We start from the raw sequence: 17,305 nt of genomic DNA, 5'->3' as shown, positions 1-17,305 counted from the left end.
GCTTAGTAATTTAAAGATCTTTCATAAAAGCCATTCTTACGTCGGATTACATACCTTATATCATTAAAACCAATCTCGATAAGCATTTACCTGTATCGGGATTAAAATTAGTTTTTTATTTAGGATGTTTTCTAAAAGATTGTTGCTATTAAAACATAAAGACAGATTAAATCTACAAAATGTAAGAGGATGAACTCTGTCTTTTTGTATTGGTATTTCGTAAACCGAAATTTTAAATAAAGGTAACTTATCTGTTCGTGTTCAAGCACCTGAAGAGGTAGAAGAAGGTATAGCCAAAATTTCCGGAAATGATTATAAATACCTATGGATTTGGTGGGGAGAAAAAAGACATTACTTATAATCTCGTGTTAGAGTGCTTTATGACATCTGTAGCAAGTGCACATGATAATAAGTTACAGTAAAAGGAAAATCGATAGAGTTTGGATTAATATTTTTTTCTTTATCTATCGATATTTTGATGGTGTTCATTTTCTTAAAAGTGGTGAACATTCGTCATCTCATAACACGTGAAAAGGATTGAATCTTAAAAATGGAAAGTAGCATTATCACAGAACGTAATTGTCGTATCAGTATCGACACAATGGAGCTTACTGCAAAGTTATCACATTTTGAGCTAAAGGAGCTACAAAACTACTTTGATTTTGATAGAAGCTCTAATTCAGAAGCTCTAAAGCACTATGAGGGTATATATCACCAAAACAGTATGGATTCACCTAAAGGTACTACCACGTATTAGGCAATGGAGACGGTATTATAATGCTCCTATAACGCTCCACAAAGCTTTCTTTGAAGCGGATAGTGTTCCCACTTCCTTATTGGAACTTGTTCAAATGTTCAATTGGAGCATAACGAATTTTCATATAGCTTTTGACTATCCAAGTCATTATAAGCCTATGGTATTAAGCATCATCATAAGGCAGTCTATGACAAGTTAACAGACGCAAATGGCTTTATAACACATTACTTTGACTCTAGTGGCTCTAAGGTGATTGATTGTGAAGATGATACAAAGGGAAAGTGGATTCTCCGCAAAAATCATATAGCAATTCTTTATGACCGCAATGAAAAGGAGTTTGCAAAAGGTATCTCTGATAAGCTTAGACATGACTACTCAAAGCGCTATGAAGCTCGCATGATATTCAAGATAGGGTGAGTTGCTCCTAAGTAAAATTGACCATGCTAGGGTAGCGCAGGAGCTTGATAAACGTATCCTTATATCTGACCTTGAAAGCTCAGGTGTCAATGGCTATGCTCAATGATGTTCCGTTGAAGCAGTCAATCAAATTGTCATGGATTCGTTAATGCGTAGCGAGACTGCGGACTTCTAACAGGACAAATAAAAAAGATAGAGCTGTTCACTCTATCTCCTAAAATAAATTATTTACCTTTTTTGCTGTCGAAAAATACCATCTCCACCGTAACTTTTCCATCAGCATACTTCATAGTTTCTAATGTTACATAATATGCACCCTTATCCCAAGCAGAATAATACGACAAAAAACTAGAATTATTGTTCTTATTTGCTAAATATGGTACACCAAATTCCTCTATCACTTTTTCTTCATACATTTTATGAAGCCCTGATATTGTATCAGGTATGTTTTTTTCTTTGCTCCAATTAAATTCATGTCGATAATAATCTAGTCTATTGTTTTTATCAAATAAATACTGCGTTGTTCCTGAAAAATTATATCTTGCTCTATTTGTAATAATTCTAGCGTTCGGCGTAGAACTAGTAATATTGTTTTTCACAGACCTATTTACAGAATCATAGGACATGCCCCACTTGATATCAGAATCTTTATAAACATTATTTGAATCACTATTTGACGCTTCCTTAAATACAACTCCTCTATCCTCTAAATATTTTACGGATCTATACATAAACATTGCTAAATGCGCTTTTGTAAGCGTTTCATTAGGTCTAAAGGTTTTATCCCCATATCCAGTTGTAATACCTGCCGCAGCTATTTTTTTTATTGCATTGTATGAATTAAGTGTTTTGGGTACATCTTTAAATTCTATATTTGAACCACTTGGTAAATACTCTCCAAATGCTCTATCAATAAATAAAGCAAAATTACCTCTTGTTAAATTATTATAAGGTTTGAATGTACCATCCCCATACCCAGTCACAATTCCTTTATCAACAGCTGACTGAATTAATCCACTTGCATGGTGTTCTTTAGGTATATCAGAGAAAATAGTTTCTCTTTTGGATTCATCTAAACCTAAAGCTAGAGCTATCATTGTAACCGCTGCTCTTCTCTCTGCTGATTGCTCAGGAAAAAACCAAGGAGTTGTATATCCTCCACCTAATATACCTCTTTCATCTAAGTAAATAAGTTCATCATAAATTGCACTTGATTTTGTTATATCATTATACCGTAATTCTGCTTTAGCTTCTGAATTAAATACTAAAGAAGCAAATACTACCGAAAAAATTAATGCTACTAATCTTTTTTTCACAAATGTATCCTCCTATTTACCTATTAAAACACGACTTATTTTCACTTCTTTTTCCTCATGTTCATTTGTGTAATATTATCATATAAAAGAAGAATATGCCATAAAAAGTAGAGTATTGTCTGTGTTTTGGCTTCTGACATAGCAACAAAAAAGATAGAGCTGTTCACTCTATCTCCTAAAATTAATCATCAATCCTTTTTGATTCCAAAAAATTGTAATTGTACTTTAACTTCCCCATCAGCATCTTTTGTAGTGCTTAATTCTATACTAGTACCATCTTTTTTCCAATCAGTTAAGTACGTCAAACGAATAGAATTAAATCTAAATGTATGATCAGGAATACCAAACTCTTTTTTTACTTCATCTAGATACATTTTATGAAGCTCTGACACAGTGTTAGGTGTGTTTTCTTCTTTGCTCCAATCGAATTTATGCCACCAAAAATTTAATTCATTGTTTTCATCAAAGAAATAATGCGTTGTTCCTGATAATCCGTATCTCGCTTTATTTGTAAAAATACTAGAGTTCTTCGAAGAATAAGTTACATTGTTCTTCACAATTTTATACACAGAATCGTAAGACATGCCACGTTTAATATCAGAATCATTGTAGATGCTATTTTGGTTATTGTTTAATTCGTTCCCAACTTTAACCTTCTTACCTTCTAAATATTTTACAGTTCTATACATATACGTTGCTAAGTCTTCTTTTGTGAGTGTTTCATTAGGTTTAAATGTTCCATCTTTATATCCAGTTGCAATTCCTGCTCCTGCTAGTTTTTTTATTGCATCGTGAGAACTAAGTGTTTTCGGCACATCTTTAAATTCTATATTTGAATTATTCGGTAGATATTTTCCATAAGCTCTATCAATAAATGCAGCGAACTGTCCTCTTGTTACAGGATCATTAGGTCTAAATGTTCCATCCTTGTATCCTGTTACAATTCCTTTTTCAAAAGCAGATTGGATTAATCCACTTTCAGAAGACTCCTTTGGGATATCAGAAAAAACAGTATTTCTGCTAGTCTTATCTAAATTCAAAGAAAATGCTATCATTGAAATCGCATCTCTTCTTTCCGCTGGTAACTCAAATAAAGCATCATAAATATCTGCTCCATAAAGCAACAAACCTCTTTCTTCTAAGTAAACAATTTCATCAAAGATTGGACTTAATCCCTTGTAATTCTCCCATTCTGCTTTAGCTTCTGAATTAAATACTAAAGAAGCAAATACTACAGAAAAAATTAATGCTACTAATCTTTTTTTCACAAACGTATCCTCCTATCGAACTATTGAAACACGAAATTTTTTTGCTTCTTTTTACTCATGTCCCCGTGTGTAATATTATCATATAAAAGAAAAATATGCCATAAAAAGTAGGGTATTGTATGGGGTTTGAAGAGCATAGTACGTGGAATATATCACTCTACCATTGTAATTGATTAAAAAGGGGGTATTTTCTCTTGAAAAAAACGAAAACCCACAAATCTCATTTTTTGACTTTTGGTAAAATCATTCGCGTGTCCTTTTTCTTTAGTCGGAATATATCGATGTTGATTAACAAAAATTTTGTGGTTATAATAATGGTAAATGAAGAAAAAATTCGGAAGTACCGAATAAATGCATTTAAATGCGTTTATTCGGTACTTTTTTTTCGTCAAAATTTGGAAGAGGAGTGTTATTTTTGGTAAAAGAGAATGGTAAGGGAAAAAAACAGACCCGTTTTAAAACGTATAGGAATGCTTCAGGCAAAACATTCATTGCTTTAGCAATTGCAAACGCAGCTATAGCCGGTACAGCTGGAGTTCAAAGTGCCGAAGCAAGCACTTATAAGTGGAATAAATTCGAAGTTATTAAAGATGAAGAGACCCTTCAAGTTGTAACTTCGAATATGGAGTCTCATGACTTTTCTGATTCAATTTCAGAATTTAAAAAGCAAGGTTATGATGATTTTCGTATTCAAACCTTTTTTTTAGGGCACCCGACAGATGAAGATGGAATGATATTATCAGGTTCGATCTTTCAACATCAACTTGTGGGTTATAAGTACAAAAAGGGAATCTTACTTGGAACTGTTACAGGTGGAATAAATAATTATTTAAACAATGCACGTAATAGTGATGGTTTTTGGTATGAACTAGGCCAAAAGGTAAATGAAGCCCCAACAACGCCAACGTTAACAGTTCCAGCAGTACAATTTGAACATGGTGATAAACACTTTATTTCATATGGATCTACTGACCCTGATGGTGATTCAATAACTTATACGCTTCAAGTGAATTATAACAACAGTGGCAATTGGGAACAGGTATATAAAGGCACACAAAAAGTCTACGAATACACTGTACCTCAAGACAAAATCTCAGTACAATTCCGGGTAATTGCAAGTGATGGCCAAGCAACATCTGCATATTCAACTAGTCCAGTTAAGGATATTAGAGATGTACAATATTATTGGAGTAAATATTATGCAGTCAATCCTACAGTTTGGGGAAGTACTAGACATTCAAACGCTGAGGCATCTGTTGATTGGTCAGGCGAAACTTCTTACAATCGCGAATGGAATGAAATGGGATTGCCGAGTTTCCCTTATGGCTCGCGATACGATCAATTGAGCTATAGTCCAGAAAAAGGATTTTATTATAGTAATGGTCAAGATCCAGTTGAAGTAAGAACCAATAATTGGGGAGAATTAATAATGGGTTTAATTCCATATAACACTCCTAATAGACAAGGTTATTTTGATTTAATTATTCATGCAAATGGAGGAAAAACTGCATCTTACTCTTATAAAGAAAAAATTTCAAACCCTAATGTATTTGAAAGAGGAAGTTTAATAACAAATTCATTACAAGGCGGATACAATAAGTACCAACATGGAGTACGCAATGCAGATGGATATTGGTATGAACGAGGACAACGTGTACTTTCAGATGATGTAACCCCACCAGTAATCGAATTAACGGAGCAGAGTGAGGTTGGAGCAACATCTACTGTAGATGTAAAAGTGTTTGATCTTTCAGCTATAAAGACTTTCAAATATGCAAAAGGAGAGCAAGGCTCAGGATATCTTGCAGCTAATGGAACGGCCATAACAAATGGCAAATTCACTGTGAATGAAAATGGAAAATACACAGTTTATGCCGAAGATGCTAGAGGAAATAAATCCGTTCAAGTTATAGAAGTTAAAAAAGTAAATACTGCACCTGTTGTGATTTCTGCAGAAGCAGTAGACAAATTTAATGTTGTGGATGATTCTTCTAACTTTATTGTGCAGGGAAGTATATCTGACGTCGATGGCCAGCCTTTATTGGCAAAAGCGATCTATAATAGCACAACAGTATTAGCGTCAACTGATAATAACCATTCCTTTAAAGCTATGTTAAAGGGTATGGATTATCAAAAAGGTTTCAATAACAGTGAGATTAGTATTGTTGCAAATGATGGTATAGCTGATAGTGCTCCAAAAATTTTAACGCATACCGTTATTAAAGTTGATAATGCAGCTGATTACTTGAAAGAGTTAAACGCACATGCAGATAATCCTAATGAATATAAGACGGCACAACATGAAGCATTTTACAAGGCTTATGAATCAATTTTAAGTTACGAAGCACAGCGTACAAAAGAAGCTTTAAAAGATGCTATAGAAAAGATTGATACTTTAAAAGTGTCAACGGTACCGGAAAGTGAAACATTAACGAACTGGCAAAATCGCTTAGATTTAGTGACTGCAACTGTAGCTGCTGAAGCTGCTGAGCAAAGTCTTTCTAAAAAGGATTTTGAAAAAGCGAAGGATCTTGTTTCGGGGTTGACTCCTTCAAAAAGCAAGGAACAGTTAGAAGAACGTATAAATGAATTACAACGTTATCATGATGCCAACGATGCTGTTGCAAAGATGGAAGATAATAAAGAAGGGGTTTCTTGGGATACAATTAACTATGCTCAGGAAAAAGTGGCCATTGTTGAAAACGCTGATAATAAAAAGGCGTTACAAGATCGCTTAACAAAAGTTATAAAAGATTTCTTGTCAGATTTATCAACGGTTACATCAGATGATTTAAACAAATTTGGAGTAACTGATGTAGTACCTGAATACAGCGATTGGTACGACGATTTCAAAGAAGTGTTTAAGCCCCTTGGAGAAGATAAGCATGCACAGGAATTAGTTGATTTTGTCAATGTATTAATAAAAGCTGCTTTAAGTGATCTAACACCAAGCGCCATTGATACATTACATGCAAAAGTACCTGATTATGCAAAGCATGATTTAAATCCAGTTCTAACGGCATTAGATGATCTGCTAAAATATCGCCAAACGTTTAATCGTGAAACTAATAAAGATAAAGTTTTGTCTGACAGTGTTAAGAATGTAAATTTCGAACTTACGAAAGCTTACATGAATACTATTGTAACGGCTATGCAAGAAGTAATTGAATATAACGATACACATGATAATAAGGAAAAAACCGAAGGGTATGAGGCTACAAAATCTTTATGGCAGGGGCAATTACGTACAGATATGCAGGAGTATTTAGATAATGGTATTCCTGATATTATTGTGACAGGTGAGCCTTACGAATACATTAATAGCGGTAAACTGAATGTTATTGCATCAGTTCAAGACTCGAATGATACAACACATGACGTCGAAGTTATTTTCAATGGAGTAACAAAAAAATTAACAACTACCGACGGAAAAGTTAATGTTACTTTTGATTTGGCAGATGGTTACTATGAGGATTATGTGACAATTATAGCTAAAGATAAATTAACTAAAAAAGTACTTTTGATTAAAAATAAACCTGTAGTTGCAGTATCTGATGTTGAAACGTATAAACGATTTGTACAAGCATTAGAGGCCGATAAAAAGCAATCTTTTGATGCTTTTGATTTAACTACTCATACGTCATTGAAATCGCTGTATGACAAAACGTTAGATATTAAGGTCAATGTATCATCAGAACGAGAAATTCGAGAAGTAGAAAATTCGGCAACAAAGCTTGGAGGTAAAAACGGTCAACTAGAAATTCTGGTTAAATCTTTAGTTCAAAACAATCGTTTGGAATGGTTAATCAATAATTATAAAAATGCTACTGATGATGATTTCAAATGGGCAGGGGTTAAAGGTGTAACGCCAAGCAATATTGATAGTTTAAAAACGATCATTGATGATTATGTAATGTCTTATGAAGGTGGTCCTGTAAAAACCCCTACAGTCGAGGATTATGAAAACTGGTTAAACTTAAGCGAAGTTATTGAGGAAGCTAGAAAAGCTATTGTAGAAGCGGAAGAAATTCATTCAAAAGAACAATTAGCTGCAGCAATAGCAAATTCAGAGGATAAATTAGAAAAGGTTCCTACCTGGTTAACTGTTAAGAAAGAGTTGAGAGGACGTTTAGACGCAATAATTGCATACTACAATATTATTGATAGCGTACTTAATGCCGAAACAACGTATCAACAAGCTGATAAAGACGTTGCTCAAAAGTTATTAGATAAATTAACAGAAAGTACTGTAAAAGAAAAACTACAAGAACGATTAGAAACTGTTCAAACGGTAATCGATGCCAGCTCAGCTGTTTCAACTGCAGAAACAACATTAGAAGAGTCGGACCAGCTAGCAGCGCAAAAATTAGTGAATGCTATAGGAACTAATAATAAAATTAAAAAGGAACTTCAAAACCGATTAGATGCCATAACTGAGTTGAAAGATGCAACAGCTGCTGTTGAAGTTGCCGAGTCTACTAATTCACAAACAGATAAAGATTCAGCTCAATTACTAGTTAAAGAATTGCCTGAAAGTCCAAAAAAAGAAGAATTACAGAGTCGTTTAGATACTATTCAAGATGTGATCAAAAATAAATCTAAAGAAGACCAATCTAAAGATGCAGTTAGCAAAGCCGAAGATACATTACAGCAGCAAGATATGGATAAGGCTCAAGAGAAAGTAGATACGTTGCAAGAAGGGGATTTAAAGAATGAATTACAAGAACGCTTAGATACCCTGCAGAAGAATGTAAATGCTTATCTAACTGCTGAAAAAGCCGTTAATCAAGCTGAGAAATCAAAAGCTAAAATTGATATCGATTCAGCCAAACCGTTAGTGGATGTATTGCCAGCTAGTACAGCCAAAACCGAATTACAAAAACGCCTGGACGCTGTAAGTCAATACGTTCGAGCGGAAAAAGCGGTTTCTAAAGGGGAATCTAGTTTAATTCAAAAGCACAAAAATGATGCACAAGTACTTGTTGATACATTACCAAATGGTGATGATAAACAAGCATTACAAAAGCGCTTAGATTCCCTTCAATTAGCAATTGATAACAAGAAAGAAGATCTACTGGATAAAATTATAAATGACCTGGATAATGTGACATCGCAAGAATTGGCTGATTATATTAACGATGAAAATTTACCTGTGTATGAAGAGTTACTGCCTGAATATAAAGAAGCGATTGATAAACTTGGAGATACAGTAACTAAAGAGCAAGTTATTCAAGTTATAAAATTAGTTAATGCGATTGAAATGGCAAAACGTACAATGCAGAAATCTGACATTGCAGCATATGAAAATGAATATGCCGCTTCAACTTTGCCAACAATTAAAAGTTATCCGCAACCAACTGTATTTAATTCTATAGTTGATTATTTGCACGATGACAACGCGTTAGGAAATGTAATTAAGGAATTAGCTGTAGCTCTAAAGGTAACAGAGGATGAAATTAGAGCAGAGGTTGAAAAAGTTCTTAAGGATGTATCTGAAGATGCTATAACAGGTAAATATCTTATTCAATACGTAAATGCAAATGGTGATGTAATATCTGAGAATTGGGTAACTGATGTACAGTACGGTGAAATTGTAGTTACAGGTGAAGCACCCGAAGGATATGGAATAATCGGAGAAACTGAACAAAAATTTACCTTATCAGATGATACAACAAATCAAACAATTACGTTCATTCTCGAAGAAAAAGTTGAGAATGAAGATTCAGAAGTAAACGAAACTGATGTTGAAGCCACAACTCCTGAAAAAGAGCAGCAACAACCTAACGAAATTGAGGATGTTGAAAAGATACCAGGTAATGAAATACATACTGAAGAAGTACCTGCAGTAGATGATTCTTTATCTGAAACAGTTTCTAATCCGGATATTGATGTTAAGAAACTATCAATTGATGAAATTAAAACACTTCAACCAGACCTTAATACAGTAAAAGACCCAGAATTTGAACAGTATATTAAACATGTACAAGACTATGCAGCTGAAAAAGAAGTGGAGACTTTCACTAAAGAAGAAATGAGTATTTTTTTAAGCGCTATACATGCTGCATATGAGCAAGATATAGAAGCGGAATCTAAAATATCCAAGCTAACAGAAGGACCTGTCAAAAAGGTTTTAATGGACTTAATAAAACCAAAAACTACGATTGGTAAAGAGTCTGCTCTTGTTCGTTCGAAAATGCAGGTAGCATCATTAAATGATAACTATGTTCGTATAACTTCTACTCCATATACAGGTGAGATTTGGGGCACAGAAAATGAAAATCATGCAGAATATGTATTTAAAACGTTTTATGCTCTAGCTAGCGTGAAATCTTATAAAGCTACTCCATCTGAAAAATATAAGGAAGAAGTTAAAGATTATATTGTTGTGAATCTTCATGACGGATCTTATAAAGAAATGCTATTAGCTGAACTTGGCTATAAAATCACTGAGATTGGTACTGCAGATGATGGTAAACCAGATTTAACAGTTGTAAAACCAACTCCTAAACCAGTAGAACCAGCAAAACCGCCTGTAGTGGAGCCACCAGTGACTGAGCCACCGGTAGTAGACCCGCCTGTGGTAAAACCTCCAACTGTAGTGGACCCACCGGTTATAAATCCGAATCCGCAGCCAAAACCTGAACCACCAGTGGTTGTCCCACCAAAGACAGGAACTACTGCAGAAACAATTGATTATGAGAATGGGAAATGGATAATTAAGAACCCTTCAAAAGACTCGTTAACAGTGGAACAAGATGGAATAAAGATTAAAATACCATTAGAAATTAAATCAAAGCAGTGGAGCGTTGAATGGCTAAATAAAGGCAACGATCATTACAAACTCCGTATCTGGGCAGATGGCAAAGAAATTAGTGCGTTTAAACAACAAATTGAAATAACGAAAGAACAAAAGAAAGCCTATGTTCTCCGTCATGAAAATGATGAGTATAAAGCTGTTCCTTTCAAATTTGTGAAACCAAATCAAATAAGTTTCAAAACAAATCGTACTGGAGAATTTTATTTCTCTACTAAACAAGTGAAATTTAAGGATATCGAAGGTGTCTATAGCAAGGATGCTATAGAAGAGCTTGCAAATCGTCATATCGTATTTGGTACATCACCTGGTTATTATAGTCCCAATAATCCACTTACTAGAGCACAATTTTGTGCAATGTTAGTTAGATCACTAGGACTTGAAGTAACAGGTACAAATACATTTAAAGACGTTAAAGCGAAGGATTGGTTTGCTTCCGATGTACAAGCTTTGTATGATGCTGGAATCATTAAAGGAGTGTCAGCGACTAAGTTTAACCCTAATGGTACTCTAACGCGTCAACAAGCTGCCTTAATGCTTGAAAGAACATTAGATTATCTAAATGTAAAAAAAGAATCATATAGTCTTAATTTCGCAGATGCTGATAAAATTTCAGGGGATGCTAAATCAGCTGTAGCAGTGATGCAAGGGCTGGGGATATTTACTGGGAAACCTGGGGATGTCTTTGATCCTTACTCTAATTTAACACGTGCTCAGATGGCTAAAGTACTTTTAAAAACTTTAGAAATTGCTGATATGTTTTAACGTAGATGGTCGCTCTTTGGAGCGGCCATGTTACCTTTAAAAGAGTAATAGAATGTACAATTGCTTATATGATACATTGGTTTCATATTTGATTTACGACTTTTATGCTGCTCAGCCACACGGTAGAGCAATTTTAAAAAACACTTTCTTTATAAGTGTTCTAGCGATTCTTTTTAGGGATTCGTCTGAACTTTTATTTGAGAAAGTGTTTTTTGTCGTTCTCAAATATTAAAATTGGCAGATGTTTTTGTAATATCTGAACCTAGAACGTCGACTAAAAGCTTCCACTTCTTTATTTCTAGAGGTCCATCAGGTATTATCTAGAAATTATAGTAGTTTCGTTCAAGAGAAAATAAAAAGGAGGAAGATATATCAGGTAGTTAATTATTTTTGGGAAATTGATAAAAAAGTTTATTTGTTTATGTCGATATTATACATATAGGGATATTTTTAGCTAATTATATGTACAATAATATCCGACGTAGTATGATAAGGAGGAATATACAATGGCTGAAGAAAAGAAGATGAAAAAAATGTTAGAGTTAATGGAGAAAAATACTAGTATCGATATTACAGAGTTGAAACAAGTGCTTCTAAAAGGAAATAGAATTGCTATTTCTAATTTACGAAATACAAAGAAATGGCTACCCCTAATTGAACAATTTCACACAGTTGAAGTTGTATCTGGTGAAGACACTGTAGCACAATTAAATCGTCCAGATCTAATACCTTCATTAATGCAAGAGATAAACTCCTTACATGATCAGTATCAAGAATTATTACGTGAAAAACTAAAAATGGATCATCTTTATGGCCAGCGTGTAAAAGAAATGGAACCAACGAGTGGAAAAGAACTTGCTACCAAGGCTATTAATGCATTAGATGAGCTTATGGAAATGAGGGGCTCAGGTTTAGATGATTAGTCGTGAATTGATGATGGTAGCAATCAATGATATTGCTGCCATAAAGAATATAGAGATGGATCCTCAGCACTTAGCTTTAGATGTGTATGCTCTAGCTCACAAGTGTTCAGTGATAAAGAAGAATTCAAGGAAGTAACTGTATCCATAATAATGGCTATAAAAGATGTTTTTAAAGACGGTGAAATCGGTGATGATTTAAAATACAGTCTAAAAGGTTTTAAATCGTACCATTTCTCTAGTCCTTTTCCAAAAATACCTGGTGAAGAGGATATGAGAGTTGTATATCCCGCTTATAAAAAAACGATTATTTTAGCATTTGGACATAGGTACATTCCTTTCGATTTTTATCAACGTTTAAGAAATATGAGAACTATGACAATTCAAAGTGTAATGAAATTGGCACAAGAGACTCAAGCATTAGCTGATATTGCAGTTAGAGCATATAATGATAAATTTAATGAACAAGGTAAACGTTTAAATAAAAATGGCACTCGAAAACCTCGTAATAAAGAAGAACAAGAAGCATTAGATGGGTTCTTTTTGAAATGATGGTTAATAGAGAAGAATTAATAAAAGAAACTAAGAAAAAATTACTTGTTTTAGCACCAATTCAAGAAAAGAAATTTAAAGTTATGTTAGAAGCGGCCAAAATACTGACTGAACATATGGAACATTATAATCCTTATAATAATATTCATGCTAAACCAATAATAGTTGGAGGTTTATCGGTCGAGATTTATACGCAATCCTTATTCTAAAGCTAAACGTCCTCTATTAGATATATCCCTCAAACTGGCCCGCTTCCCATTCATGAATAGCATGTTGATCAGTAGCCAAAACCTTCTCCATATAAATCATTGTTGTTTCTATTTTTTCATGCCCTAGAGATTTCATTATCTTATAGATATCGGCACCATTAATATGTGAGATAATAGCAAAAGCATGGCGAAAAATATGGGGAGTTATTACTTTGTCACTCTCTATTTTCGAAAATTCGCGATTAAATACCTGGTCCAAATAACTTGGAGAATAAGCGTTACCAGTTTTCGTTGTGAATAGGGGAGAATCTTTTTCAGCTGTCTCAATCGGTGCCAAACCCCTTATTTTTCGAAACTCCTTAATACTTGCAGCCACCTTAGCTTTTAACGGTATTCTACGCCATTTTCCACCTTTCCCTAAGACATCTAAGTAATATCCACCTTTAATAGTATCTTTCTTCATATGCTTAATTTTCAACGTACAAAGTTCTTCATTACGCATACCAGTAGTAACTAACACAAGAATTAGAGTAAACATTATGGGGTTATTTTTTTCTTCAAAATATCTCAAAAATTCAACTACTTCAGATGGTCCCATATCACGATTAGGCCGATCTTTACTAGTCACGTTAACCGATTTAAAACCCTCATGTAACGGTTCATTAATATACTTACATTCAAATAGTTGCTTAAAGAAACCTTTTAAAATCGTTGTTTTTCTTTCAAGTGTTGCAATGGAGTAACCGTCTTTGTTCTGTGTCTTTTTCTTTTTCACATAGGGGCTATTAGTAGCCAGCCACTCCTGGTATCGACGTATATGACGTGGTTGTAACGACTTAAATAATGAATGGTCTTTTATTTCCGATATGTCTACGCCTATTTCTTCACTATATAATAGAAGAAACTCAAGAAATTGCTCAATTTCCGCCTTATACTTCATCGTAGAACGTTTGCTGCGCCCACGGTTACTAAACAACTGCTTTGAATAGTAAAGATACCATAAAATCATGTCACGATCAGTAAACTGCTCGAAACGCGGTTTATGGTTTGCTTCAGATTGTTCAGTGAGAGAAATCAGGTACTCCATATGCCGTATATCATAGCTTAAGCTGAAGGAAGAGATACTTAGGGGTGCTCTTTCAATATTTTGAATGTCCATTAAATTCCTCCTTTATAAAGTGGTGAATTGGTTTATAGAAACGTATATAACAACCCAATTACCCTAAATTTATTTTTATTCTTCTATCATTGTATGTTCAACATTAACCGTAAAAATTAATTTTCCTCTCATTTGTTTAATAATGTAAATTGGGCTGTGAGACAAATCGAAACATACAAGTATCCACAAAATAAAATTTCGATTCGTCTCACATCAACTTAATTAATCAATCTCCATCTATTAAAAAATCTTTGTTCATACATTCTTTCTCCCGACAAATAACATCGACAATAGCTGCATTTTGTGCGTAATAAAATTCTAATGAAACTTGTTGAACCACACCATTACATTTGATAGAGATATAACATCTATCTATACATACCAATAAAATAATTGTACTACACATCAATAAATAAGAAACATAAAAAAATAGACCATTTATTTATTGATTTTATACATATACTTTATTATATTTTTATTATAAATATAATTATAAATCAAATGTAAAAATAACTAAAATATGGTATGCTGTATATGTAATTAATTAAAGAAATTAAAAATATAAGAAAATGGCAATTTTAGGAGTGGAGCCTCAATATTTTCTTAAGAATTTTTTGATTAGTCTGAATATCAATATGCGGTATTTTAGGGGGAGGAATTTACTTGAATTTACGTCAAAAGATAAAACAGGCTAAGAAAGAATTAAGAGAGTTAGAAAAGACAGCTATTTCAAATCGAAATTATCGGTATTTTAAAAGAAAAAAAGAACTTTCTGATTTTATTAATACTAAACGCCAGCTGAACTCCTACACTAATGATGAAAAAATACTCAAAGGCAAAATTACTTATATGGAGCTTTCATGTGGAATTAGAAAGTTGTGTATTATAAAACACGCTAATGGCAAACCACTTTCACATAAACAGCAAATTCATTTTAATAATCAAGCTACAAAAGCATTTGCAGTTCCAACGGATATGGGTAGGTGGGTAGGTACAGAAATAATAAGATACTATAATTACTGGAAAACACATAAGAAAGCTTTTTCTCATTAATTTTCAAAAATTTGGAGGTAATAATCATGAAATCAACAGGGATTGTTAGAAAAGTAGATGAGTTAGGCCGTATAGTTATCCCTATAGAACTACGTAAAACTTTACATATCCAAGAGAAAGACCCAGTAGAAGTTTTTGTGGAGAAAGATTCAATTATACTGAAAAAATTCACACCTAATATGACTTGTGCTATTACAGGTGAGGTTTCTGAAAAAAACATTAAATTACTTAACGGTGAATTAATATTAAGTCCTTTAGGCGGCGAGTACTTAATCCAAGAAATTCAATTAGCTCTGAAAAAAATGGTTCAAAATAAAAAATACAAAACCAACTTACAGTACTAATTAAATTTAGCTGTATCCATAGTTATGTTACACATATAATTGATGTTTTAAGACAGAATCATAAATTTGTTTTGATTCTGTCTTTTTTTATTCAAGAAATAATATTTAATTGAATATCTTCCTAGCGAACTTCAACTTCACCGTCATATGCAATTGGACAGTTCCCACCTTCAAAGGCTATACTCAACTGATTGGTCAAAACCATACCGCCAATTATCTGGGCAGCTTCTTCTGGTTCCATATCAGGGGTTGCATGATTGATATCTTGAGCAATTACAAAGTACTTCCATGTGCCATTTCCAATTTCAGAAAAGTCGAAAGAACCTGTATAAATACCGTCATTAGCAACTTGGCTCTTATCAACACCAGTATCTTGTAATACGATATTATGCCATTGGCCAGCTGGTCCTATTAGGAAACATTGAACGAATAACTGATTACCAACAAGAATATTATTTGAAGCATCATAAAATGAGGCTTTAACAAAAAACTGTTCGCCATTGGAAGAGTCGATTACATTTGTTGCATTAATTTCATACTTGGAGAGTACATGAGTATTAGTATTGATCTCTGTATCCCTATAGCTATATGTTCCATCCGTTGTTTCTCGTTGGTAATTCCAATCAACCTTAACCTTGTATTCCTTACCAGGGATTATTGCTTCAGGATAAGAAAATCTCATACTCATTTCCTCTGCAACCGTTAGTTCTCCTGGATATTTAGGCACAGTATTGTCTTGACCTTTACGGAATGGATCGCGTACATCGCTAGCACCAGCAATGGTTGCAGCGGTTGCTGAAGCAGCTAACAAACCTGCGGCTACTTTACTAGTACCACCTCCACTAGCTTTTGGTACACAGCAAGTTCCACCAGTATCATTCGGAAGATCATGGGTACCACCCGCTCCTGCAGTCAGGTCACCCGTACCATCAACAGCTTCAGCAATTGCAGCAGCTACTAGTAGGACAAATGCTGCAATTGCAAGTACAACTTTCCACCAAGGATCTTGAAATGGCAAATCTCCATACTGACCCTCAAATGGTGGGGTGAGTTGAAGTTGAGCTTTCAGCTCCCCGATTAACAATTGTGGGGCACAAAGAGTAAAGCCTGGATCATTCGTAACACTTATACCTTTGACAAGGTAATCCAGAAGATTGCCTTGATTATAATCTTCCAATTTATTTGCTACACCATTAAGTACCTCTAAAAGGGTAGAGTTCGAATTGTTAATGTTTCTAACACTGTTTATTTCTTTGTGTGAACACTGAGGATCACGGGGACCAATCATCTCCTTAAAAGCAACATTGAAAACTGCTTCGGGTGTAGTAACTGAAAAGGAACGAGTGCTAGGATTAAAACTCATTTTTGTCACAAATATTTTTTTAATTATCCGTTGATGTCCAGAAGCAGTTTCCACAATAAAACTCACCATGTGTTTACCAGGGGAAGCTGCACTAAAATCAGCTTCCCAACTTAAAAGATGAGATACCCCAGTAGAAGCATAGTCTATTTTATGAGTTTTTGGTGTTACTACAATGTTTGGATCTGAGACACTCTCAATGTAAATTTGAACCCGATCAACCGTCGTTCCATTGTTTACAATATGAGTGTTAATTATTTGCTTTCCAAGTGCGGCCTCAAAAATTCCATCGGGTGTCATTATACCAGTATACGGTTCGGAAGCAAATGGACGATTTGGGATTACAAATTGTGTCATAGTATTATTCTCCT

The 17,305-nt window shown here is 34.0% G+C and carries 10 protein-coding genes; 6 read left to right on the top strand and 4 right to left on the bottom strand.

Going from position 1 to position 17,305, the window contains the following annotated elements:
• Positions 1–1,398 precede the first annotated feature (1,398 nt).
• Positions 1,399–2,490: an S-layer homology domain-containing protein gene (locus AC3WSO_RS01020; protein WP_492527995.1), complete on the bottom strand. Its 1,092-nt coding sequence runs from the start codon at positions 2,488–2,490 to the stop codon at positions 1,399–1,401.
• 188 nt (positions 2,491–2,678) lie between these two features.
• The gene (locus AC3WSO_RS01015) at positions 2,679–3,758 is read right to left on the bottom strand and encodes an S-layer homology domain-containing protein (protein WP_492527993.1); all 1,080 of its coding nucleotides are present in this window, start codon (positions 3,756–3,758) and stop codon (positions 2,679–2,681) included.
• A gap of 415 nt (positions 3,759–4,173) precedes the next feature.
• Between AC3WSO_RS01015 and AC3WSO_RS01010 the strand changes: the two genes are divergently transcribed.
• The 4 genes from AC3WSO_RS01010 to AC3WSO_RS00995 all read left to right on the top strand — a co-directional run bounded on the left by AC3WSO_RS01010 (position 4,174) and on the right by AC3WSO_RS00995 (position 13,018).
• Complete coding sequence (locus tag AC3WSO_RS01010) at positions 4,174–11,337, top strand: S-layer homology domain-containing protein (protein ID WP_492527991.1); 7,164 nt, start codon at positions 4,174–4,176, stop codon at positions 11,335–11,337.
• A 506-nt stretch (positions 11,338–11,843) separates the two neighbouring features.
• Positions 11,844–12,260, top strand: a complete 417-nt coding sequence (locus AC3WSO_RS01005; RefSeq protein WP_492527989.1) for a hypothetical protein — start codon at positions 11,844–11,846, stop codon at positions 12,258–12,260.
• Between the two features lie 150 nt (positions 12,261–12,410).
• Positions 12,411–12,809, top strand: coding sequence for a hypothetical protein (locus AC3WSO_RS01000; RefSeq protein WP_492527987.1), 399 nt, complete (start codon positions 12,411–12,413; stop codon positions 12,807–12,809).
• Positions 12,806–13,018, top strand: coding sequence for a hypothetical protein (locus AC3WSO_RS00995; RefSeq protein WP_492527985.1), 213 nt, complete (start codon positions 12,806–12,808; stop codon positions 13,016–13,018). The genes AC3WSO_RS01000 and AC3WSO_RS00995 overlap by 4 nt, the downstream gene beginning before the upstream one ends.
• Before the next feature lie 16 nt (positions 13,019–13,034).
• On the opposite strand, the gene AC3WSO_RS00990 is transcribed toward AC3WSO_RS00995, so the two are convergent.
• Entirely contained in the window at positions 13,035–14,177 is a 1,143-nt protein-coding gene (locus tag AC3WSO_RS00990) for a tyrosine-type recombinase/integrase (protein WP_492527983.1), read from the bottom strand.
• Positions 14,178–14,840: 663 nt separating this feature from the next.
• Between AC3WSO_RS00990 and AC3WSO_RS00985 the strand changes: the two genes are divergently transcribed.
• Both AC3WSO_RS00985 and AC3WSO_RS00980 read left to right on the top strand, forming a co-directional pair.
• Positions 14,841–15,230 (top strand): hypothetical protein, encoded by a 390-nt coding sequence (locus AC3WSO_RS00985; RefSeq protein WP_492527981.1) that lies wholly within the window; start codon positions 14,841–14,843, stop codon positions 15,228–15,230.
• A gap of 26 nt (positions 15,231–15,256) precedes the next feature.
• Positions 15,257–15,574, top strand: coding sequence for an AbrB/MazE/SpoVT family DNA-binding domain-containing protein (locus AC3WSO_RS00980; RefSeq protein ID WP_492527979.1), 318 nt, complete (start codon positions 15,257–15,259; stop codon positions 15,572–15,574).
• 121 nt (positions 15,575–15,695) lie between these two features.
• Here the strand turns inward: AC3WSO_RS00980 and AC3WSO_RS00975 are convergent, their stop codons facing one another.
• A complete protein-coding gene (locus AC3WSO_RS00975) occupies positions 15,696–17,291 on the bottom strand; it encodes a hypothetical protein (protein WP_492527977.1) in 1,596 nt (531 codons plus the stop codon).
• Between the last annotated feature and the right edge of the window lie 14 nt (positions 17,292–17,305).

Source organism: Lysinibacillus sp. EB106-09-02-XG168 (assembly GCF_058791475.1).
This window is presented reverse-complemented; position numbering and strand designations above follow the sequence as displayed.

Excerpts from the sequence above, each read along its gene's own strand:
- AC3WSO_RS00980 (WP_492527979.1), top strand. The coding sequence starts at position 15,257 with ATGAAATCAACAGGGATTGTTAGAAAAGTAGATGAGTTAGGCCGTATA.
- AC3WSO_RS01000 (WP_492527987.1), top strand. The coding sequence starts at position 12,411 with ATGGCTATAAAAGATGTTTTTAAAGACGGTGAAATCGGTGATGATTTA.
- AC3WSO_RS00995 (WP_492527985.1), top strand. The coding sequence starts at position 12,806 with ATGATGGTTAATAGAGAAGAATTAATAAAAGAAACTAAGAAAAAATTA.
- AC3WSO_RS00975 (WP_492527977.1), bottom strand. The coding sequence starts at position 17,291 with ATGACACAATTTGTAATCCCAAATCGTCCATTTGCTTCCGAACCGTAT.
- AC3WSO_RS00990 (WP_492527983.1), bottom strand. The coding sequence starts at position 14,177 with ATGGACATTCAAAATATTGAAAGAGCACCCCTAAGTATCTCTTCCTTC.
- AC3WSO_RS01005 (WP_492527989.1), top strand. The coding sequence starts at position 11,844 with ATGGCTGAAGAAAAGAAGATGAAAAAAATGTTAGAGTTAATGGAGAAA.